Origin of the sequence: Candidatus Hinthialibacter antarcticus (assembly GCA_030765645.1) — a bacterium.
Lineage (GTDB): Bacteria > Hinthialibacterota > Hinthialibacteria > Hinthialibacterales > Hinthialibacteraceae > Hinthialibacter > Hinthialibacter antarcticus.
The window spans coordinates 50,255-72,119 of the sequence record JAVCCE010000072.1; the positions used below are offsets into that span (position 1 = coordinate 50,255).

The 21,865-nt window shown below is 48.9% G+C and carries 19 protein-coding genes; 10 read left to right on the plus strand and 9 right to left on the minus strand.

Going from position 1 to position 21,865, the window contains the following annotated elements; all coding sequences use genetic code 11:
- Window positions 1–7: 7 nt before the first annotated feature.
- Together P9L94_18040 and mltG are read right to left on the minus strand one after the other, a co-directional pair.
- Window positions 8–577: a prepilin-type N-terminal cleavage/methylation domain-containing protein gene (locus tag P9L94_18040; GenBank protein ID MDP8245989.1), complete on the minus strand. Its 570-nt coding sequence runs from the start codon at window positions 575–577 to the stop codon at window positions 8–10.
- Window positions 578–679: 102 nt separating this feature from the next.
- A complete protein-coding gene (gene mltG / locus P9L94_18045) occupies window positions 680–1,738 on the minus strand; it encodes an endolytic transglycosylase MltG (protein MDP8245990.1) in 1,059 nt (352 codons plus the stop codon).
- Window positions 1,739–1,897: 159 nt separating this feature from the next.
- Here mltG and P9L94_18050 point away from each other — a divergent pair, with 159 nt between their 5' ends.
- Window positions 1,898–2,914 (plus strand): ABC transporter permease, encoded by a 1,017-nt coding sequence (locus tag P9L94_18050; GenBank protein MDP8245991.1) that lies wholly within the window; start codon window positions 1,898–1,900, stop codon window positions 2,912–2,914.
- 18 nt (window positions 2,915–2,932) lie between these two features.
- Window positions 2,933–4,300: a dipeptidase gene (locus P9L94_18055; protein ID MDP8245992.1), complete on the plus strand. Its 1,368-nt coding sequence runs from the start codon at window positions 2,933–2,935 to the stop codon at window positions 4,298–4,300.
- A 137-nt stretch (window positions 4,301–4,437) separates the two neighbouring features.
- Here the strand turns inward: P9L94_18055 and P9L94_18060 are convergent, their stop codons facing one another.
- From P9L94_18060 to P9L94_18085, 6 genes are all read right to left on the minus strand, one after another.
- Window positions 4,438–6,648, minus strand: a complete 2,211-nt coding sequence (locus P9L94_18060; GenBank protein MDP8245993.1) for a hypothetical protein — start codon at window positions 6,646–6,648, stop codon at window positions 4,438–4,440.
- 599 nt (window positions 6,649–7,247) lie between these two features.
- Entirely contained in the window at window positions 7,248–8,036 is a 789-nt protein-coding gene (locus P9L94_18065; protein ID MDP8245994.1) for an HNH endonuclease, read from the minus strand.
- Between the two features lie 175 nt (window positions 8,037–8,211).
- The gene (locus P9L94_18070) at window positions 8,212–8,616 is read right to left on the minus strand and encodes an Hsp20/alpha crystallin family protein (protein ID MDP8245995.1); all 405 of its coding nucleotides are present in this window, start codon (window positions 8,614–8,616) and stop codon (window positions 8,212–8,214) included.
- Between the two features lie 33 nt (window positions 8,617–8,649).
- The gene (locus P9L94_18075) at window positions 8,650–9,114 is read right to left on the minus strand and encodes an Hsp20/alpha crystallin family protein (GenBank protein MDP8245996.1); all 465 of its coding nucleotides are present in this window, start codon (window positions 9,112–9,114) and stop codon (window positions 8,650–8,652) included.
- A gap of 369 nt (window positions 9,115–9,483) precedes the next feature.
- Window positions 9,484–10,791: a hypothetical protein gene (locus tag P9L94_18080; protein ID MDP8245997.1), complete on the minus strand. Its 1,308-nt coding sequence runs from the start codon at window positions 10,789–10,791 to the stop codon at window positions 9,484–9,486.
- A 161-nt stretch (window positions 10,792–10,952) separates the two neighbouring features.
- Window positions 10,953–11,225 (minus strand): hypothetical protein, encoded by a 273-nt coding sequence (locus tag P9L94_18085; GenBank protein ID MDP8245998.1) that lies wholly within the window; start codon window positions 11,223–11,225, stop codon window positions 10,953–10,955.
- Window positions 11,226–11,325: 100 nt separating this feature from the next.
- Between P9L94_18085 and yacG the strand changes: the two genes are divergently transcribed.
- From yacG to P9L94_18125, 8 genes are all read left to right on the plus strand, one after another.
- Window positions 11,326–11,529 (plus strand): DNA gyrase inhibitor YacG, encoded by a 204-nt coding sequence (gene yacG / locus P9L94_18090; protein ID MDP8245999.1) that lies wholly within the window; start codon window positions 11,326–11,328, stop codon window positions 11,527–11,529.
- Window positions 11,450–13,027 (plus strand): apolipoprotein N-acyltransferase, encoded by a 1,578-nt coding sequence (gene lnt / locus P9L94_18095; protein ID MDP8246000.1) that lies wholly within the window; start codon window positions 11,450–11,452, stop codon window positions 13,025–13,027. The genes yacG and lnt overlap by 80 nt, the downstream gene beginning before the upstream one ends.
- A 370-nt stretch (window positions 13,028–13,397) precedes the next feature.
- Window positions 13,398–15,143 (plus strand): RNA polymerase sigma factor RpoD, encoded by a 1,746-nt coding sequence (gene rpoD, locus P9L94_18100; protein MDP8246001.1) that lies wholly within the window; start codon window positions 13,398–13,400, stop codon window positions 15,141–15,143.
- Between the two features lie 340 nt (window positions 15,144–15,483).
- Window positions 15,484–17,307, plus strand: a complete 1,824-nt coding sequence (locus tag P9L94_18105; protein MDP8246002.1) for a hypothetical protein — start codon at window positions 15,484–15,486, stop codon at window positions 17,305–17,307.
- 326 nt (window positions 17,308–17,633) lie between these two features.
- Window positions 17,634–18,500 (plus strand): shikimate dehydrogenase, encoded by an 867-nt coding sequence (locus P9L94_18110; GenBank protein ID MDP8246003.1) that lies wholly within the window; start codon window positions 17,634–17,636, stop codon window positions 18,498–18,500.
- Window positions 18,497–19,018, plus strand: coding sequence for a shikimate kinase (locus tag P9L94_18115; protein MDP8246004.1), 522 nt, complete (start codon window positions 18,497–18,499; stop codon window positions 19,016–19,018). The genes P9L94_18110 and P9L94_18115 overlap by 4 nt, the downstream gene beginning before the upstream one ends.
- A gap of 128 nt (window positions 19,019–19,146) precedes the next feature.
- Complete coding sequence (locus tag P9L94_18120; GenBank protein MDP8246005.1) at window positions 19,147–20,370, plus strand: 6-phosphofructokinase; 1,224 nt, start codon at window positions 19,147–19,149, stop codon at window positions 20,368–20,370.
- 139 nt (window positions 20,371–20,509) lie between these two features.
- Window positions 20,510–21,556, plus strand: a complete 1,047-nt coding sequence (locus P9L94_18125) for a hypothetical protein (GenBank protein MDP8246006.1) — start codon at window positions 20,510–20,512, stop codon at window positions 21,554–21,556.
- 5 nt (window positions 21,557–21,561) lie between these two features.
- On the opposite strand, the gene P9L94_18130 is transcribed toward P9L94_18125, so the two are convergent.
- Window positions 21,562–21,849, minus strand: a complete 288-nt coding sequence (locus P9L94_18130) for a 4a-hydroxytetrahydrobiopterin dehydratase (protein ID MDP8246007.1) — start codon at window positions 21,847–21,849, stop codon at window positions 21,562–21,564.
- Window positions 21,850–21,865 lie beyond the last annotated feature (16 nt).

Consider the following 21,865-nt stretch of genomic DNA (forward strand, 5'->3'; position numbering starts at 1 on the left):
GGCCCGTTTATGTTCCAAATACATAATGATCGCCGCTGCTAATAACGCCGTTGCTTTGATCGTATAGGTGTAACGGCATTCCCTCCGCTGCTTCATAATCTGTATCCGGCATTGCGCCATGTAAGACGAATCCGCCCTTTTTATTATTCTGTGATGGAATCCAGCGAAATGTATTGCCATTCAATCGGGCTGCATTTGCATATTCGGGATCCCATAAGGGATACGCGCTGTCTTCCATTTGAAATACGCCTTCGCCTGATGGGTCTATCCCGTCCCGAAATGGATCAAGTGGAACGGAACTCATATACGCGACGGGAGAGGTCAAGCGGGCGAGCCGCGCAAAGCGAAGGCTGCCGTCTGTATTGGGAGTCGGCGGATACATATTATTGTCGAGCCGATAGGTTTCTAACGCGAGCGAGAGGCTGCGCATATCGCTTTGGCTGCGCGCGGCTTTGGCGCGTACTTGCGCGTTGATGAAATTGGGGACGGCAATGGCTGCGAGAATTCCGATGATGGCGACAACGATCAATAATTCAATCAGCGTAAAACCTGTTTGAGTGGCTCTGCCTTTTATCATTTGAAACCTCTCCATCCCAATGGTGAAAATTGATTCATAAAACAAAAAACGGCGCTTATAAAGCCGCCGTTATCAGGTCAAAAGAAACGAGAAATGTTTCGTCTATTGCCCGTTTTTGTATTCGCGCTTCCATTTCAGAAATTCGTTGTAATCCGCAGTGAATTTGGTTTCGCCGCTATTCATCGCGATGAAGTATAAGGCGTCGATATCAGTAGGCTCCATTGCGGCTCGTAGCGATGCTTCGCCGGGATTACAGATTGCCGCTGGCGGCAGCCCTTTGCGCTGGTAGGTGTTATAGGGCGAATCAAATTCTAAGTCAGTCAGTGTTAATGCGCGAGACCAGTCCTGGATGGAGTAGTGAACTGTGCTGTCCGATTGTAGCGGCATCCCTTTTCTGAGACGGTTGACAAAAACGGCTGCGATCTTAGCGCGGTCTTCATCGTTCTTGGCTTCTTTTTCAATGATAGAGGCCAAAATTATGACAGAATGCGAAGAATCGTTTGCGACCAAACTTGCTTCTTTCCACCAATACGATTTTTCCTGGTCATTTTGCGCTGCTGTAAAGAGAGGGTTAAACACTTTTTCAAATTTTCTTACCATGCGCTCGACGACTTTAATTGGCGGCGTATTGCGAATCAGAAAATAGGTATCAGGAAAAAATACGCCTTCATTGGCTGCGTTGGTTCCATCCGGCGCCGCAACAACAATCGCAAATGTTTGAGAGGTGTTGCTTTCTGCAATAAACGCTTCCGCCGTACAAATTTCCATCTCTTCGCAACGCTGAGCGATTTGGAGCTGAGTAAAGCCTTCGGGAATCACCAACGAGCGGCGATAGTTCCAACCGGTTGCGAGTAGATCAAGCGCTTGGTATGGCGTCTGGTCGCCGGTGAATTCATACTCGCCTGCTTTGAGCGAGTCGCCGATGCCGCGTAAGTCGGCAATGACTAAAAACACGGTGACGTTATCAATGATGCCTTTTTCTTCAAGCAGCGTTCCGATTTGGCGGGCGCTCCACCCTTCTGGAATATCAATCAGGTGGCGGTCGCTTGCTGTTCCCCAAGGCGTATTCCATACCGAATATTCTTGATAAATCATAATGCCCGCCGCAGCAACGGCGATCAGTACGACGATGAGTAGTCCCCAAATCACTTTTTTCTTCATCGTACAACAACTCCAGGCCATTTATTTTGTGCGATTTTCTTACCGAATGGCATTCTAGACGATTGAAAGCCAACGGCGAAGATAATCATGCGCAATTTCCGTGGATTCTCAACCAGTGTACCGATATGATGTACTCAATCCAAATGAGGAAAGATGTAGATGACTGATTATATCATACGAAGGTTGTTGGGCGCTGTACCCATTTTGCTGGGCGTCTTGGTATTGACTTTTTTATTGCTTCAGATGATTCCCGGCGATCCCGCCGTTGTGCTGGCGGGCGAGAGGGCGACGCCGGAACAAGTGGAACGCATTCGCAATGAACTGGGGCTGAACGATCCCCTGCCCGTTCAATTTGGACGTTATGTCTGGAGCCTGGCCCAATTTGACTTGGGACGCTCACTGTTGACCGAGCGCCCCGTCCTGACGGAAGTGCGCGAGCGCTTTCCCGCGACGTTAGAACTTTCATTCTATTCGATGGTTATCGCTGGACTCATTGGCATTTCGTTAGGGACGTTCGCTGCGGCGTACAAACACCGCTGGGCGGATACGGGCGCGATTATTGTTTCGCTGATTGGCGTTTCGATTCCTATTTTCTGGTTGGGGTTGGAATTCATTTATTATTTTGCCTACAAACTGTATTGGTTCCCGACCTCAGGGCGTGGGCCGTCGCCGATTGATTCTTCGATCACAGGGCTTTATACCATCGACGCGCTGTTGGCGAAGAATATTCCTGGATTTTTCCAAGCGTTCCAACATTTGTTTTTACCCTCATTGACGCTCGGGTTGCTCGCGTCTGCATTAATTGCGCGAATGACGCGCACCACGCTGATCGAAATTCTCGAACAGGATTTTATTCGCACCGCCCGATCCAAAGGCGTCGGACGCATCAAAATATGGCGCCATGCGTTCCGTGCGGGCTTTGTGCCGATTTTGACGGTGTTTGGCTTGCAACTGGGCATGTTGCTTGGCGGCGCGGTTTTGACCGAGCATGTCTATTCTTGGCCGGGATTGGGCTCTTTTCTGGTGCAAGCGGTATTTGCGCGGGATATCCCGTCAGTGCAAACGTTGGTCATGCTTTCCGCTGTGATATTCGTTGCGGCAAATCTGATGGTTGATCTCATCGCAGCCTTTTTTGATCCCCGTATTCGTGAGCGTTATCAACAAGGCGCCTCGTGATTCATCAGGAGACATTTCATGCAAGCCATACTTGATTATATTGAGCAGAACCGCCAGCGGTTTGTGGATGAGCTGGTTGAATGGGTGAAGATTCCCAGCGTAAGCGCGCAAAGCGCCCGCAAAGCCGATTGCGGACGCGCAGCGCAGTATGTTGAGTCTCAACTGAATTCGATTGGGTTCGAGACCAGACTCTGCCCGACGGCTGGCAACCCCGTCGTCTTAGGCAAGCATCATAAAGCGCCTGGAAAACCCACGGTGTTAATTTATGGCCATTATGACGTGCAGCCAGAAGACCCGGTTGATTTATGGCAGACTCCGCCGTTTGATCCGCAGGTGCGCGACGGCAATCTGTATGCGCGCGGCGCGACCGATAATAAGGGGCAATGTTTTGCGCATATCAAAGCCGTCGAAGCGCTGATTCAATCAAACGGCGAATTGCCGGTCAACATTACCTTCCTCATTGAAGGCGAAGAAGAAATTCACAGCGCTAATTTGTATGACTTCATTCTTAAGAATAAAGATGAACTTAAATGCGACGTCGGCGTCATCAGCGACAGCAGCCAATTCGGCCCTGGAATGCCCGCTGTGACGTATGGGCTGCGCGGCATTGTCGGCGAGGAAATTCGCGTCACCGGGCCGAAGCAGGATTTGCATTCAGGCGTATATGGTGGTGCGGTGGCGAACCCCTGCAACGTGATTGCAGACATTATTTCTAAATTAAAAGATCAGGCAGGTCGAGTTGCGATCCCTGGATTTTACGACGACGTGCTCGAACTCGAACCTTGGGAGCGCGAGGCGTTCGCGAAATTGCCGTTTGACGCAAAAGCGTTTAACGATTCAATCGGAGTTCCTGAGGCGTCCGGCGAGCAAGGCTACAATGTCTATGAGCAACGCTGGGCGCGCCCCACATTAGACGTGAACGGCATCTTCGGCGGTTATCAGGGCGAAGGCTCCAAAACGATTGTTCCCAGTTGGGCGGGCGCCAAGATCACCATGCGCATGGTTCCCAATCAAGACCCGGAGAAAATTCACCAACAATTCGTAGATTATGTGAAATCAATCGCGCCGCCTTCGGTTCAAGTGACCTTCAAAGACGGCGGTGGGTGCGGCGCGGTCATGGTCCCGCGCGACGCCCGTTTTATGGATCAAGCGATAGAAGCAGTCAAGCGCGGTTTTGGCGCGGAGCCTGTATTTATCCGCGAGGGCGGTTCAATTCCGATTGTATTGACGCTTTCAGAAGAACTTGGCGTTCATGTGTTGTTGCTTGGGTTTGGATTGCCCGACGACAACATGCACGGCCCGAACGAAAAATTCAGCCTGGATGATTTTATCAAAGGCATAAAGACGTCGGCGTGGCTGCTGCATCTCTGCGGCGAAGCGAAGTAAGGCGCCATAAAATGTAGAGTGGATTCATAACCAATCAAATTGAATGTTGAAACATTATTTGGCGTGTTGCTGAATCCCCCCTAGCCCCCCTTTTTAAGGGGGGCTAGGGGGGATCAAGAATGAGCAATGAGTTGTGCCTATTGAATCACAAACCAAGTCATGCCGCGCGGCTCGATCTCGATTGGAATTTCGATTTCTTGTTTTTGATTCAGTGAATACGTTTTCCACTTCCCTTCTTTTTCACTGACTTTGGCTTTGCTCTCAATGCCTGCGTAATACAACGGCAGGGTGTATGTGCGCTTGACAGTTTCAGTGGTCGGGTTAAACAACATCGCAAATCCCTTGTTCTTCAATTCAGGATTCACATGCAATATACCGTCGATGTTGCGTCCGTCGGGGCGATGTAAATGGATGATATCTGAATCAAGAATGTCGCGGTATTTCTTATAAAACTGAACACTGCGAATAACCATCTCTTTGGTTTCCGGCGCGTCATAGATGCGCGGGCCGCGATAACAGGCCTGTACGCCAGCCCCGAAGTTTTGCATCAAGAACGTTTCGTAAGTATCGAGGTGGTCTTTGAGCGGCTCAATAGTCGCCGCTGCGCCGCCGCCGTGATATTCCACCAGCGGGACGAACATCCAACCCATGCTGGGCGGTTTGAGAAAGGTCCCGTCATAGATGTGCTGGCGGCTGTGGATGACCTGCTGTTCGCGCGGCAGGCTCCAGTTTGTTTCGCGGTAGCCCATCGCGATTTTGTTAGAACCGTTGAAGACGTACAAATCAGGCACGTTCAAATAGACGCCCTCCGCCCGGCACCATTCATAGAAGTCCACTATGCGCTTGTGTTGCGCCCATTGTGAATCGGCGAGACCCTTGTGGCCTGGATGCACTGTCGACGCGCAGGGGTCGCCGGGGTAGGAGCCGTCATGCTCTAACAGGTCGCAGCCTGTTTCTTTAATAAACGTCTTCAGGTTGTGAAAATAGCGGTCGCCCCATTCGCTCATCAGGCAAGGCGCGTTGCCGAAGTAGGCGCCGGGTTTGCCTGTCTTGGGGTCAATCACGTCATGTTCCGGCCCGGCGCTGCGCGACGAAAGCAGCGAATACGCGCCGATTTCGATACCCTTGCTATGCGCATAATCAAAGTCGGCTTTGAAGCGGGCGATGTATTCAGGGTCGATATTTTCCATACTGATGCCGCTGCCGAAACTTAGCACGATCATTTCGAACCCGGTTTCAGCGCATTGATCGACTGCGTTGCGGATCGATTCCGAGTCGGAATAGCGCAGGTGCAGCATGATGGGGTTCTCGGTCACCCAAGGCGTGAGGACGCGGTGCAACTTGCGGATGGCAAGTCCGCGCCGCTCTTTGTCGTCGCTGTCATGCAGCAATTCAATCACGCGAAATGAGGTGAACGATTCGCCGGGCGCGACGTGTGCGCCGGGGCCGTACGGATAACGGCTAGTAAATAAGTGAGGCCAAGTGCGGTCGTAATTAACTTGAGTTGCATAATCGGGATCGGGTTCCCAGTAATTGGTTTGGTCGGCGGAGAGGTAACTCATCCCGCAAAACATGTAATCGCTTTGCGCGTGGAAGCGGGAGTTTGTGATTAACGCCAGGTCGTTCGGGTCAATATGGTTCTGGAATTGGCGCGGCTTGGTGGATCGCGCCAGGTTGACCTCGCTAATGCGTTCGACGACGGCGAGAATTTCGACCGTGAGCGAGTCGATGGTGATGTCGGCGTCGGTGTTGTTTTGAATCTCCACCCATTTGTTTAAAACGGGGATGCCTTCATATAGTTCATAATGGACGGATAGTTCGATGCCAGCCAGCGATAGCTGATTTTCTGGCGATTGAAAATTCAACGTCAAATGCTTGCCCTTGGCAGGCCAGTTGGTATCGCCTGCGTATCGCTTTTGTTTCCATTCGAGCGGCGGGACGCAATCGCCGGTGGAGTATCCCTTGAACTGAAACGCATCGGGCGAGGCGGTCAGATCGTCGATCCAATCTTGCTCAAGATAGGCGTAATTGGGTTGGCCTTTGAGCCCGCCGATTTCGTAGGTCGCGCCGTTGATGACCACTTGGGCTTCGGGCTTCACGCCGCGCACGAATTCGTCTTCGGTGACTTGATGGCGAAAACTGATGGTCGCGAGATTGGGATGCAAACGAAACGTGCGTTCGATCAGGCCATTCGAGATGCTGAGGGTTTTGCCTGAGTCGAGCACGTCAATGGTAACGGGTTCATTCAAGCCTTCGACCAGCCAATCACGCTCAGCGAAAGCGGACAGTTGAAAGGTGATGGTAAGTATAAAACATGCGATGGATATAAAGCGGCGGCAATTGTTCATCCAAATTCTCCAACGTATAAGATGATTTATTTATAGCCCAAAAGAAATTCTGGATGAAGATGTGAGGGGGTATTATTGGGAGGGCGAACCTCCTGGTGAGCCAGATTTTTACAAACAGTTATCTCATTTGCGCGGCTCGGCGGGAGCCTCGCCCTCCCACTGCCCTCACCTGCCGTCCGCCCCATGCAGGAGGTGCGGTAGGCGATGCTCGTTCTTGCCTTTGCCACCCCAGCCTAATGTAGGGTGGAATGAATAAAATGAATTCCACCGTTTACTTTTGATTATTAAATTTGAAAAAATTTCATTGGTGGGTTTCGTTTCACTCAACGCCACCCTACTTGAAACGTTGTGAGAATTCCGAGGTAGCGACTGTCTTGAAATTCAAGGTCAGTGTCATTGCGAGGAGGCCGAAGGCCGACGCGGCAATCTCACAAATCGAAAAGCGAGATCGCTTCGCTGCGCTCGCGATGACACGGACCATACGTAGTCACTGTGACCCAGTAGGGTGGGCTCGTTCGACGAAGGCGAACAGCCCACCAAGCAATGTTTTCGAGATTGAGAATTGGTGGGTTAAGAAGATACACTGCAAAGAAAGCAGTTTAGTTCTTTAGTATTTTTCTCAATTCATCAATAGGAATCGGTGGATTTTTTGTATGAACCATTGCATGACAATTGGCGCAAACCAAGGCTATGTCATCCAAGGTTGTTAATTGTTCACCCATTGAAATTGGATTTAAATGGTGGGCAATAATATATTCATCCCCAATCGTTCCATACTTTTCTTCAAAGCTAAAACCACACACTTCACAACGAAAATCAGAATTGGCTTTTTTAGCTAAAATTACACCACTATTTCTCCTACGAAATTCTATTTCAGCTTTGTATTTTTCTCCTTCAAGAACTTCTTGCTGTTTTTGTGCTTTTTTTTCCAGTTTTAATTCTGATTCAAAAGATAGAATTTCATTAGATTGAAGTTTCTCAACCGTAAGTTGTTGGCTTTTGCCTAGTATTTTATTCATTCTGATAAATTCAGATTCCCATTTTACTTTTACTTGATGAGGCCATGGAACTCCATTAGGATCAACAATTAGTGTTTGCTTATCAAAAAAGTATGAGCCGTCCACTATTCCTTTGCATACAATTTTAGTACCTTGTTTGACATAAATGATGTCACCTTTTTTCATTTCATAAGCCACTCTTTTAAGGCTTGCTTTTTGAGATGGTGCCAATTTTTGCCATGAATTTTTAGGTTCTCCTTCAGGATATCTTGAAAGATCAGTTTTTGCTAATGGATCATAAGTTATCGCTGCTACTCCCAATTCAAAACAAATAGGCCACAATTCTTCTCCGCCAGTTCCAACTCGAAATGCCATTCGCCAAGTTGTCATTTATTTGCACCTTTTTTTGAATAATTTTTTGAATAATATATGTTTCTGATTACAAAATACCAAAATTTAAACATTATCTCTACCTATAAAAACAAAACCAGCCCGAAGCGGTGAGGCTTCGGGCCGAAGATGAACATTCAAGACGCGCGATTTCAACGCGTGCGATTCATTTACCTTATTCCGCATAAGCGACCGGAATTTGTTTCGGTTTGACTTTCTCCACTTTCGGCAAGTGGAGAGTCAATACGCCGTTCTTCAATTCCGCTGAAATCTTGTCTGCGTCAATCTGTTCCGAGAATTCAAACTGACGATAAAAATTGGCCAGTTCATATTCCCGATAGGTTGCTTCATGTTCCGCGTCGACGGCGTGATTTGCTTCCAAAGTGAGGACATTGTTTTCGACATTCACTTTGACCGCGTCCTTGGCGACGCCGGGCACGTCGGCCTGCAAGACCAGTTTGTCTTTGTATTCGATGATGTCGACTGGCGGCGTAACGTAACGCGCATCTTCACGCGAACATTCTTGCGTATTGGGAACTCGCTGTTCCTGAGTCTGGGGTACGGTTTTTTCAATGCTCATTTTCGGGTCTCCTCTCGTGGCTCATCTTAAGACTTAGTTCGCTACCTGAATTTCGATGGAACGGGGGCGTGCTTTTTCGGCTTTGGTCGCAGTGATGGTCAAGATGCCGTTCTTGTATTCGGCCTTGATCTTGTCCGAATCAACTTCCGCCGGAAGTTCAACCGTGCGGATGAACTTACCCGCAGCGCGTTCGTTGCGATGGAAGGCTTCCGGTTTCGCGTCGCCATTGCTGCGCACCTTTTCGCCGCTCAGCGTCAATTGGTTGCCGACGATGCTGACGTTGATGCTCTCTGTGTTTAAACCGGGCGCTAACGCTTCAACGACGAAGGCGTCTTTTTTTTCATACAAATTGATGAGTGGATAGCGGCGGGCGGAATTGCCTGGCAAAAAGGCCAGACGCTGGCGCGGGTCGCCCTGCTGCTTGTACGACGGGCCGAATACGCGGTTCATTTCCTGCTGCATCCGGTCGAGTTCCTGGAAAGTGGTCCATAGATTCATGAGCCTTGACCTCCTGTGTCTTGATCCCGCTTTGGGATTTAATTTCTGACTTTCGGTTTTTTATATATGCCAACAACGTGCCAAACTATTAAGTGTAGAAAAATGTGCTAGATGCTTGAAAGATAGCAGATAGTCCCTTGTGTCATTTTGGCGCGATTTTGTGTGGAATTGAGCAAAAAAAACCGCAAACAATAATGTTTGCGGTATCTAGTGGTCAAGAGCGTTTCCGCTCTGGAAGGCATTTGGTGTGACATCTTGTTTACTTTTCTAAGTTCAAACTGTTTTTGTGAACTTAGCGCTGAGCCCCTGCCAAGCCCCCTTTATGTAAGGGGGGAAGGCGCAGCAGGCGCCAGGGGGGATTCAGGTTTTCTACACCAGCACATCAAGTTCGACTGCTTGTGGCTCTGGCGTCAATAACGAATCATTGCGCGGAGAAGAAAGGTCAATTTCTTCGCTCTCTTCTAATTTCTCTTTCTGTTGTTCACGCAATTGTTCGAGGTTTTTATTCAATAATTCCGTTGTGATTGATTCAGGATCGGCGGAAGTATTGATGCCAAAGTTTTTGAATAATTGGTTGGTGGTATCAAAGAAGCGGTTCAAGTCGTTGTTAACGTCTTCACCAATATTTTCAAAGAAGTCAGAGGCAAAGCCGAGGCCGAGTGCGTCGAGTTCTTCGCCGAAGGTGTCTCCCAGGCCAGTGAAGAAGTCGTTCAGCTGGGCGCCGACATGGTTGCGGGCTGATTCAATCAATCCTTGGGTGGCGCCGACGAATGAACTCAAGTTGCCGGGGTCGCTGGTTAACACGCCGCGCGCCGCTTCCAGGAAGCCGCCCAGCGTTCCGGTGTCGTCGAATTGAGACAGCTCTTCGGCAATGGCGTTGAAGTTACTCAAATCCGTGCCGGAGATCGACACGTTCAGGGTAAATTCTTGCGCGACCTGCTTTGATACGCCAAGGTATTCACCCGCAATCGCATCGCCTTGCGCTTGTTGAGCGCTTAACGCGACGGCTTTGGATTCCTGGAAGAAAATTTCCGCCTGGAAATCGCGAGTGCTCACAATTTGTTCAAATGTAGTTTGACGAGCCGCGATTGCGTCAAAACTGCTTAAAGATAAATCGGTGGGATTCTCTTCGAGTGAATATTCATCTGTTTCCGCGTCTTCTGGAACGGGTTGTTCTTCGCCTTCAATCAGTTCAGTTTCATCAGCAACTTGCTGCTGAGTCCCTGTATACGATTGGATGCCCGCAGCGGATGATTCCGCGAAACGAACCGCTAAATCGAGCGCAAACGAGCCGTCTGAATTGATCTTCAGATCGACTGAGGCTTCGAAGCGGCCGTCTTTACTGACGATGATCTGGTTGGTTGCGCCGAGTTCCGGCTTGGTACGCGCCTGTTGAATCGCCCCATCTGCGGCGTCTTTGGCGAAGGTGGAAAGATCAAGTTTGTCTTTCTTTTCGTCATCCGCAGGCGACTTGGTTTGATCTTGCAGGCCGCGTAGGATATTCGGCTGCCGTAATGGCGACAACCCATTTTGGCTTGATAACCCATTGTTTCCGGTCAGAAGGCTGAGCGGCGATGAGTTATTGTTGTTGCTGGTGCGATTGAACAAGCTGGTCAGGCCTGAATTCGCATTAAAAAAATTCTGTAAGGCTGATGGGGCTTGGATTCCCTGTGCCATAATTTTGCACCACGTTTCCGAGAAATGGTCGCTATACGGTATCGGCTTATAGCAGGGTATCCTTTATTAAAAAGTCGATTTATTATGACCTTTGATAAGAAAAAGCCTTAAGGAGTAACCCCTAAGGCTTTTGTTTTCAGTAGGAAAACAGATTCGATGAATTAAGTCGTCCTTCGTGGACGCGGGAATATTTTTGATTTTCCCTTTTGGCTGCCGGAGTTGCCCTTTCCATCAAAATCGAATGTATCCTGACTGTGGCCTTTACCTTTAGAGGGACCTGTCAGGTAAGGCATGTAGGGTTTCCACTTCAGGCTTTCGATCGTCCAACGAAAATACTTTCGGGCAAACGAAAACCATTCGGTCGGGCGCGTCGTGGCAACGAAACAAAGAAGGAGCACAATGAGCCACATCCAGATAATTTCATTGGTATTCATGTTTTTCCCTCCTTGCTATTCTGTGATTCCGTTCTATTGCTTATATTATAACGAAAAACAGGGCGATAAGTAAAATGATTCTTTCAAGGAGATCAAAACTATGGCAAATATGGCATCAATTCATTGCCGAACTTGCGGCAAAGCATTGCCGGAAGGCACGCGAACGCCTACATTTCCTTTTTGCAGCATGAAATGCAAGATGGTCGATCTAGGACATTGGTTTAATGGAGACTACCACATTAGTGAACCCCTCCCGCGTGAAGAGGACGATCACGACGCTGACGCCGAATTTGGGCTACGCTGATTGGTTGTGTGCAGCGGCTTCGGCGGTTTTACTTGCGCTTTGTTTCCCTCCCTTTGAACAATCCTATCTGATTTTTATCGCTCTTGTTCCTGCACTGTGGCGGGCGCGGGTGAACAACACAAAACATAATCTCTTTCTGGGTCTTGCGACCGGATTCATCTATAACCTGATCCTGCTTCATTGGCTGATTTATGTTACCGGCCCCGGCATGTTTTTGCTGGCGTTTGTTGCTGGCGCTCCTCTGATGTTTCCCTTCTGGGTATGGGGCGCACTGATTGGTCGCTGGTATCGCATCCCGGCGTTTGCTCTTAGTTGGTGCTTGGTTGAGTATCTGCGATCAATCGGCCCGTTCGCGTTTTCATGGGGATTCGTGGGACATGCGACTTATGACTTTGGTGTCTTTTTTTTGAATTCTATAGAGTGGCTTGGTATTTTGGGCGCCTCTTTTCTTTTTGTATCCTTTAACGCCTCGCTATTTAGTCTGCTCCACAGGTTTTATTGTTGGGTAAGAGACAGAACACTCCCTAAAAGAATTAGAAATGAATTCAAACCAGCACTCATTTATTTTGTAATAATCTCATTTTTAATTTTTTGGAATGCAACTCTAAGTGTTGGTACGTCTGCGATGCATTCAAAATTCCATAGACAAGATATAGTGAACTTACGCGTTGCTTTAATTCAAGGTTCTTTTCCGCAAGACGCGAAAGAGTCGGCCTCGGTCGATGAAATGTTAAGCCGTTATCTCGACTTGTCCCGTCAGGCGATGGCGGAAAACCCCGACCTCATCATCTGGCCGGAGAGCACGGTCCCCTACCCTCTTAATCTTTGGGAGGATGGGCTTCATCAGATCGTTTCGTTTGTGAAAGAGAATGATGTTGAATTGCTATTGGGTTCTGTCCACGCTGAGTTATTGAGTGATGACAAAGTGGCCTATTACAACCGCGCGTTGCATTTCAGGCCGGATAAAATTCGCGCCGACGACCCGACTGAGATGATTTTGCGCAATGTGAATTCGTACGACAAGATGCACCTGGTCCCGTACGGCGAGTGGATTCCCGGCGGGCAATACTGGCCATTTTATTATATTGAAACGCTGATCGAAGAAGCGGGCGCCGGCATCTTTCAACCCGGGCGCGAGCAGACCATCTTTGAAACGCGTAAGGGCTATCGCTTTGCGGTGATGATCTGCTTTGAATCGACGCTCTCCTGGCAAGCGCACAGCGCAAAAGAAAAGGGCGTTGACTTTCTGGTTAACATTACCAATGACGCATGGTTCAAACGCTCGGCGGGTTTAAGACAACATTTCATTCAGTCGCAATTCCGCGCGGTCGAAGCCCGCGTCCCTTTGCTACGCGCCGCAAATACCGGAATCACGGGGCGAATATCGCCAACAGGAGGTTTTGAAGCGATTGCTGATAACACGCCCGGATACTATATTGCGAAACTAGGATTGGGCGCCTTAGATACCGATTCAAAAGGCTCAAATTCTATCGAATGAAATGTGGGGAATCATTTGTATAGAAGTCTCTTGTCCGAATTATAAACGCGTCTATACTCACAATTGCGTTTGATCTTCTTTCCTGAACGTATGGGGTAAGCAATTGGGAAGAACGGCTGACATCCAAGCAAAACCATCCGGTCAAATGACACGGAGTTGGCGCATCAACACCGCCCGGCAATCAGGCGATTTTGGCGTGTTGCAAACTCTTGAATTACTCCTAACCCTACCGACTTATATACCTTTTCAAAAATCTTTCCATGCAATTCCAAATTAGTGATGCAGGTGAAAACTCTGCTTATTTTTAATTTTTTTTGGGTAATGAGGGAACTAGTAGTCATTTCGGATGGTCTTATAGGGAGAATGGTTCATGTCTAAGCAGAAACAAATCATAGAAGCGCCCAAGTCATCGAAATTTCAGAAGTTGATTGAATTAGGCGAACGCAATGGCCGTCTGACGTATGATGATGTCAACCGAATGATCAATGACGAGGCTATGAGCGTCGAAGATCTCGATGACATTTTTATTGTCCTGAATGATCATGATATTCCAGTCGTTGACGACTATGTAATGACCAACGCTGACGCCAAGCATCTTCGCCAGGAAGCCGCTGAAGCCGAAGCCGCGCATGAAGAGACCCACGACGAGAAAATCGGCGTTGATGACCCTGTACGGTTGTATTTGCGTGAAATGGGCCGTGTTCCTCTTTTGACGCGTGAGCAGGAAATTGAATTGGCCAAACGCATCGAGTCGGGCCGCTTCAAAATCTGCCATGCGCTTGCGCAAAGCCGGACGGGAGTTCGAGAAATCGCGCGCATACTCAATCGTCTTGAGTCAGGTCGCGTCAAAGTCGAAGACGTCATTCAGAATTTTGATTTGAAAGAAAATTTTGAAGACAAAGACCGTGAAGCCATCGTAAAAGATTTACAGAAAAAGATGGCGCAATTGCAAAAAGAACAAACCCAGGCGTTAAAGTATGAAAAGCGCTATCAAGGTAAGAAGACGCCTAAGTTGCAAGAGAAAATGCAAAAATTGGGCAACTTGCTGATCTCGATGAAACTCGACCATGAGCAATTGGGGCGCATTGCAAAGCGGCTCTCTTCCTTACACCGTCGGCTTCAAGAAGCGGGCAGTGAAATCAACCAGACTGAGAAGCGCTTAAACCTTCCCCGCACAAAATTAAATGAATTGTTCCGTAAATTGCGCAGCACCACGTTTGGTCGCAGCGAGTTAGAAAAACTGACCACCCGGCCCCGTGAAGAGTTGCTGCAGATGGCGAAGCGCTACATCCGCGCGCAAGAACGCCAGACGAAGGCAATGAACGAAATAGATGACGACCGCATTACCTATGACCGAATTTGTGATCTGGTTCATAAAGGCGAGCGGGTTGCGCATGTCGCAAAAATGGACGTCGTGAAAGCCAATCTGCGCTTGGTGGTTTCGATTGCTAAAAATTACACCAATCGCGGCTTGCAGTTTTTAGACTTGATCCAAGAAGGCAACATTGGATTGATGCGCGCCGTCGATAAGTTTGAATACCGCCGGGGCTATAAGTTCAGCACCTATGCGACATGGTGGATTCGTCAAGCGGTAACCCGCGCGATTGCCGATCAAGCGCGTACCATTCGCATCCCGGTCCACATGATTGAAACTATCAACAAAATTACCCGCATTTCGCGCCGTATGGTGCAGGACTTAGGCCGTGAACCGACCCCGGAAGAAATTGCGACTTTCATTGAAATGCCGGTGGATAAAGTGCGCGGCGTATTTAAGATCGCCCAGCAGCCCATCTCCCTTGAAACGCCGGTCGGCGACGAAGGCGACACGCACTTTGGCGATTTTATCGAAGACAAAAACGCCGTTTCTCCCTCGTTTCGCACCTCAGAAGCGATGATGAGCGACCAAGTAGAGTTGGTTCTAAAAACATTGACCGAACGCGAAGAGACGGTATTGCGTCTCCGCTTTGGAATTGGCGACGGCTATCAACGCACGCTGGAAGAAGTCGGCAACCGTTTCGGCGTGACCCGCGAACGCGTTCGTCAGATCGAAACAAAAGCGCTGCGAAAGTTACGCCATCCAATCCGCAGCAAAAAATTGCGGGATTTTGTTGACTGAGTTGAAATGAAAACTACAGTTAAAAACGCCTCGGTATTTTTTCTGAGGCGTTTTTTTATCACAAAATAATCCGAAAGACTGAATAATACATTGACAAGAATCACTCTGATGGTTTAGTTTATTACTGTCTCATTCGCGTATGTTTTTTGGTGTATCTTGGGGAGTCTTGAAGACCGTCGCTGAAATCACGCACGGACCTTTTTCTTCATAACTCCAGGATTTTTTTTATAAGGCAAGCGCTTTTCGCATTGTTTAACACTTTGTTGATTGAACAATTTAGAAAGGAGCAAAACGCGTACTGAATGGTTTGGAGCATTTTTATATCTTGGAGGATAATCGTATGAAAAAAATGTTTGTCGCAACTATGATTTTTAGTTTGTTCGCTATCCCTGTGTTCGCTCAAGGAATTGACATTGAAAGTTGGCCGCCGGATACCGACTTCTCACAAGAAGTCCACTATTGGAGTTCGGACGGTTTTTTGGAAGATGGAGTCCCTGGGGGGGCAGATGATTTTCTCAATTCGATAACCATTCTTAACGGCGGCGACCAGACGACGGAAGAAATTATTCTCGCCGATCAAATTGCGGTGAGGGCCACCAACAACTTCATGAACGTCGCCGATGAGTTTTTCTTCAATTGGCCTGACGTATCTGAAGTTGACGTTCTCATTCAATATTTCGCCAATGCCGATTCACAGAATGACAACATGGGTTTTCTTTTGGGTGTGCTTGGCAATCTTCATGGCGTCGGTGGATATACGCTCGAATCGTTAACAGACCAGTTTGAATGGCGCGTGTTCCGAATCGACAACTCAGGCCAATGGCTTGGCAATGATCTCGCGGTTGACCCAATTCCTAGCGGTGGTCAATTCGGCGGCGTAAATGGTGGAACTGTCCGTATCGAACGCGTAAACGGTTTGGCTGTCCGCGCGATCGCGATTGGCCCGGCTGGCGTGTTTGGCGCGACTGATACGATCAATCAAACCGCCACGGTTGACTTTGATCCAGACTTGTTCCCAATTGCCGCTGAATGGGACCTCAATAATGGTGTTGTAGATGGAATCGATTTATATAAAGTCAATGACGGCGACCAAGAGACAATCGAGTCCGAAGATATTGGCCCCGCAGGCGACAAACGAAAAGCCATGCGCCCCGCGATGGAAGACGGAAGCGATGGGACGTTGGATAACTTCGTCAACTGGGAAATTTTAAACGAGCATTTTGGTCCAACTTCTCAACCAAGCACAAGGGTTAAAATTGTCGCGGAGTATTATGACGATCCCGCATTGACGGGCGTCGTGTTTGGCCCCGAAGCATATAGTTCTGCAGGCGGCGCTATTGAGTTTTTCCCTCTTGCAAATCGAACAATCATCGAAGGTACAGACAAATGGCGTGAGGTGGAATGGTTTGTTACTGACGTGAAATTCAATGGCGTGAATGTTCCTACTCAGGGGGCGGCGCGGTTTATTTTCGACGGCCCTGTTTACATTAGCCGTTTGAGAATGGGCGTCATCCGCGCATCAGGCTCCAACGAAGGCGTTGATCCGATTCCTGATTCATACCCCTTTGATCCAGACCCGTTTGAAATATTCGCAGAATTAGACATTGAAGGCGGGATTGTGAATGGTTTGGACTTTGGCGGCAACGGCGGCGACCAGGAATATATTACGGAAGAAGCCGGACCTGCTGGCGAAATTCGCTTGTCAATTCGCCCGTCGATGACGGATGGAACCGATCCATTTGACCGTTATATTAACTTCTCCATTTTAGATGAACATTTCGGCCCGAGTTCACAGCCAAACGCTGTGATCAAAATCGTCGTAGATTATTGGGACGATCCCGCTTTGATCGGTGAATCCTTCGGCCCTGAAGTGTATGTCTCAAATGTATATGGTACCAATGCGTTTACGTTCTTCCCATCTGAATTGCGTACAACTATTGAAGGTACAGATACTTGGCAAACCGCCGCTTTCCTGATCGAAGACATGAATTTCTCAGGCGTGAACCAAGGGCCGCAAGCAGCCGCCCGTTTTTGGTTCTCAGATAACGGCGCAGTCCACATCAGCCGTATTCGTTATGCTGTCATTCGCCCGGTTGGCGTGAATGCTGGCGTCGATCTGCTGGCAGAATTTGAGACGGATATTAGCGACTGGAACTTGTACTAAGAGAATCAAAAAGTGATCAATGGGCGCATGGTGCTAATGCCATGCGCCCTTTTTTATTAGAAGCCATCTCAAAAATATTGATAGGAGAAGAATTTCCGACCAATCAAAAAGTGACTAACCAATTCAAGCCTGGGTGCAACTCTGGGAGCGCCTGTGCATAAGGGCCTGAAAGCCCGCACTGAAGCGAGCAGAGTTGTACCCAGGCCGCTCGCAACGATAGATTAAGTATTTTTGAGTTAGATTCTACTCAGCCAAGAACTCGGTAAATTCAATTTTCGTGCTAGTATGGCTTCGTTTTACAGACCAATTTGGGGAGTACGTTTACAATGACCTGGGAAATTAAAGGTTCAACCACCGTTTGCGCCGTAATCGGCGACCCGATAGAACATACCCTTTCGCCGTGTATGCATAATGCCGCCTTCAAATCGTTGGGACTCAACTACGTCTATGTTGCGTTCCATGCAAAAGACATTGCCCAGGCAATGAATGGGATGAGAGGTTTCAATATTCGGGGGCTGTCGGTCACGATTCCACACAAAGTGAGTGTGATGGGTCATCTCGATGAAGTCACCCCACTCGCAAAACGCATTGGCGCGGTGAATACCGTCATCAACGATAACGGTCATCTGGTTGGAACCAACACCGACGGCATCGGGGCGTTGAATGCGATTGAGCAATATGAACGCGTCGACGGCAAGACGGTCGTCTTTCTGGGCGTAGGCGGGGCGGCGCGCGGCGTTGGTTTTACTCTCGCCTGTGAACGAAAACCCAAACAGATATATTTCTTACATCGCGACGAAGACGCCGAGATGGCAAGCGCGTTGACCTCTGAAATGCGCTCGCATTCTTCTTCGCTCATCAGTACGGGATCATTGAATCAGGAAGATATGAAGCAAGCGTTTGAATCTGCGAATGTCATCATTAATACGACGCCCATCGGTATGGCGCCGAACGTGGATCAATGTTTAGTTGATGAATCATTGTTTTCTGAACAGCATCTCGTGTTTGATATTATATACAATCCAGCGCAAACTCTGTTATTAAAGCGGGCTGAGTCGCGTTTTGCCCGCACCATCAATGGGGTTCCGATGTTCGTCAACCAGGGTGCGGAACAGTTTCGTTTATGGACAGGCGAGAAGCCTCCCGTCGATGTCATGGCGAAAGTCGTGAAGGAGGCGTTGGGTCAAGCATGAATCTCGTGTTGATTGGATATCGTGGCACAGGAAAATCAGTCCTCAGCAATCAGGTCGCCGACAAACTCGGTTGGCCGGTTTTTCACATGGATGAAATGCTGGTGGAGCGCTTCGGGCGCCCGATCCCCGAATTCGTAGAAGCCAATGGATGGGACGCGTTTCGGGACGAAGAACAAAAACTGACGGAAGAACTCGCTAACAAAGATCAGTGCGTCATTGATTGCGGCGGCGGCGTCATCGTGCGGGATGCTAATATTGAGGCGCTTCGTCAATCAGGATTTGTCGTATGGCTGCAAGCGCCCGTCGAGGTGATCGCTGAGCGCATCATGGGCGACGCCAACCGCCCTTCCCTGACCGGAAAAGGCACAGCGGCGGATGAAGTGAGAGACGTTCTGTCGCAACGCGAGGCGCTCTATCAAAAAGCCAGCCATGCGACAATTGACACAAACTCATGCTCGATTGAGCAATGTGTTGAGATGATATTTGAAAAATTTCATGATGCGACAACTCAGTCATAATATAAGAAACTTGTTATAACTCCCTCACTTTGCGCCCAACGCATTTACCAAAGTTGAGATGGTTTGTAAAATAGTAAAATTCTCTACGGCGGTTTGCGCCGCCGATCCCCCACGTTTAGGAGTTCAGCATGTCTACCCTTGAAGGTAAAGCCATAATCGCTCAAGGCGGCGGCCCGACAGCCGTAATCAACCAAAGTCTGGTCGGCGCAGCGCTCGAATGCCGTAAATTCAGCCAGATTACCCATGTATACGGCGCTCGACATGGCGTCAGCGGCATCATCAATGAAGATTTCGTGGATCTCAGCCAAGCCACTTCTCACAACCTCGAAGAAGTTGGGATGACCCCCGGCGCCGCGCTTGGATCGACCCGCGATAAACCCGACATTGAATATTGCAAAAAAATATTCGCCGTGTTCAAAAAATATAATATCCGCTACTTCTTCTATATTGGCGGAAATGATTCATCAGACACCTGCCGTTTGGTCAATCAGTTCGCGAATGAAGAAGGATATGAAGTGCGTTGCGTCCATATTCCAAAAACCATTGATAACGATTTGGTCGTCACGGACCATTGTCCCGGTTTTGCCTCCGCCGCGCGGTATGTTGCTCTTGCCTTAGCGGGAACCAATCTTGATAACCGCGCTTTGCCCGGAGTTTATATCGCCGTTGTTATGGGGCGCCACGCTGGCTTTCTGACCGGCGCCGCCGCCGGATATCGCCGTTACCCAGATGACGGCCCACACTTGGTGTATGTCCCCGAACGTCAATTCGACCAGGAGAAATTCATCCAAGACGTTGATAAAACGTATAAGAAATATGGACGCTGCATCATCGCTGTTTCTGAGGGCATTTGGTCAGAAACAGATGAAAACGGCAAGCACGTCCCCGTGGTGGTCAGCATCACCGGCGAAGCCGAAAAAGACGCACACGGTAATGTTCAGTTGTCAGGCACCGGCGCTTTAGGCGACGTATTATCAGACCTGATTAAAGATAAACTTGGCATCAAGCGGGTGCGCGCCGACACGCTCGGGTATCCGCAACGCTGCTTCTTGGGCGTTGTGTCTCCCGTTGATCAACAAGAAGCGCGTGAAGTGGGCGAAAAGGCCGTGCAGTATGCGCTATGGCACAATATTGACGGTTCTGTCGTCATTAAGCGCGTTGGTAATTACGCGGTGGAATATGATTTGGTTCCATTGGAAGACATTGCGGCCAAAACCAAACTCATGCCGGATGAATTTATCAACGCCGAAGGCAATGACGTGACGGAAGCGTTCCGTAATTACTTGCTGCCGATCATGGGGCCTGCGCCGGAAGCGAACCGCTTGTTTGCGCCTCAAGTGGATAAGTTGTAAGAATTGTCGTTGTACGCATACAGGAAACATACGGGCGAAGCAATACGCTTCGCCCGTTTTCTATGGCTTGATATTCACGACGGACTATTAGATTCTTAAGTGGAAGATTCTCTTAAAAATAGAGGCGGCTGAAAACGATATGGTTTCGTATTTGCGCGAAGAGGGGTTTGGACGAGAGCGGTCATTGCTTTGGATCGCCGCGATTGGCTTGGCTGTATACATGGTTTACGGTTCGATAGATGCTCTGATTCCCCACTCAGCCGAACAATCATTCTCAAGCGCTTTTTTTGTTGCCCATGACCGCCAGGAGTCTTTATATTCTATTCATTCAGACCCCTTGTGGCGCTGGACGTTGCAGCGAATCGCCAATTGGGGCGCCATTGAAATTGAGATACAAAAAACCACTGCGTTGTTTGGCCTGGGGATGTTGATTGTTGCTTGCTCGTCGCTTCGGTCGTATTTTCGCAAAGAACAAAACTTATATTCTGATTTTTCTGTCATGTGGTTTGTTTGTGCGGTGTTGATCGCGCCAATTTACGGTACGTCGGCGCCGCTGAGCATCTTGCTTATATCATTGCTGGCGCCCTTGGCGGCGTCGATGCGCTCTCCATCCATTGTTGGCGCGTTCGGCGTTGGAATTTTTAGCTCATTGCTTTTATTAAGCAACCAAGGCTTAGTCTGGTTTGTCGTGGCTTTGAACGGCGCCATGTTCTATCAGGAAATGAGCAAGCGCGGGCCGCACCGCATATTCGCTTGCATTTGGTCAAGCCAATTGGTTTTGATCGGCGGTTATTACTCGCTGCTGTTCATTACTTCAAACCAGCCGGAAGCCTTTTTCTTTCAGCGCTGGCATCAGTCGGCGTCATGGTTGAATTTTGCGATGCCGGACAGTTTGTATGATTTTGCATTTATCGCCTCTTGCTTGCTTGGACTTGGCGTGGTTGTTATGCGGACGCCCATGGCTTGGCTTGGTTGGGGCGTTCTTTTACATGGGCTATCGCTGCTTGTGTTGAGCAGTCCTGGCGATGAATTACTGACCAGCGCTGTGCCGGTTGCGGCGATCGCCGTTCTGGCGCCTGATTGGATTCATAACCAGAAAGTATTCCCCCACCAAATACGCATTGTCCTCTTAATGGCGGCTGGCTTGGTAATGCTGGCTGCATCGGTGTACGCAATCACGCTTTGAGATCGTTAAAGAATGGCGTTGATTAAGGCGGCGAGTTTAAAATCTAACTCGGTGACGCCGCCTGCGTCGTGTGTGGCAAGGTCAATGGCGACGTTGTTGTAGACGTTCGACCAATCGGGATGATGGTCCATTTTCTCTGCATATAGCGCAATACGGGCCATGAAGGCGAAGGCTTCGGTGAAATCTTTAAATTTGAAGTCGCGATGGAGCCTGCCGTCTGTGAATGTCCAGCCTTCAATCCCGTTCAATTTCTCTTGAATTTTCTCATCTGTGAGTTTGGTCGGGCGTGTCATGTAGGCGGCTCCTTAT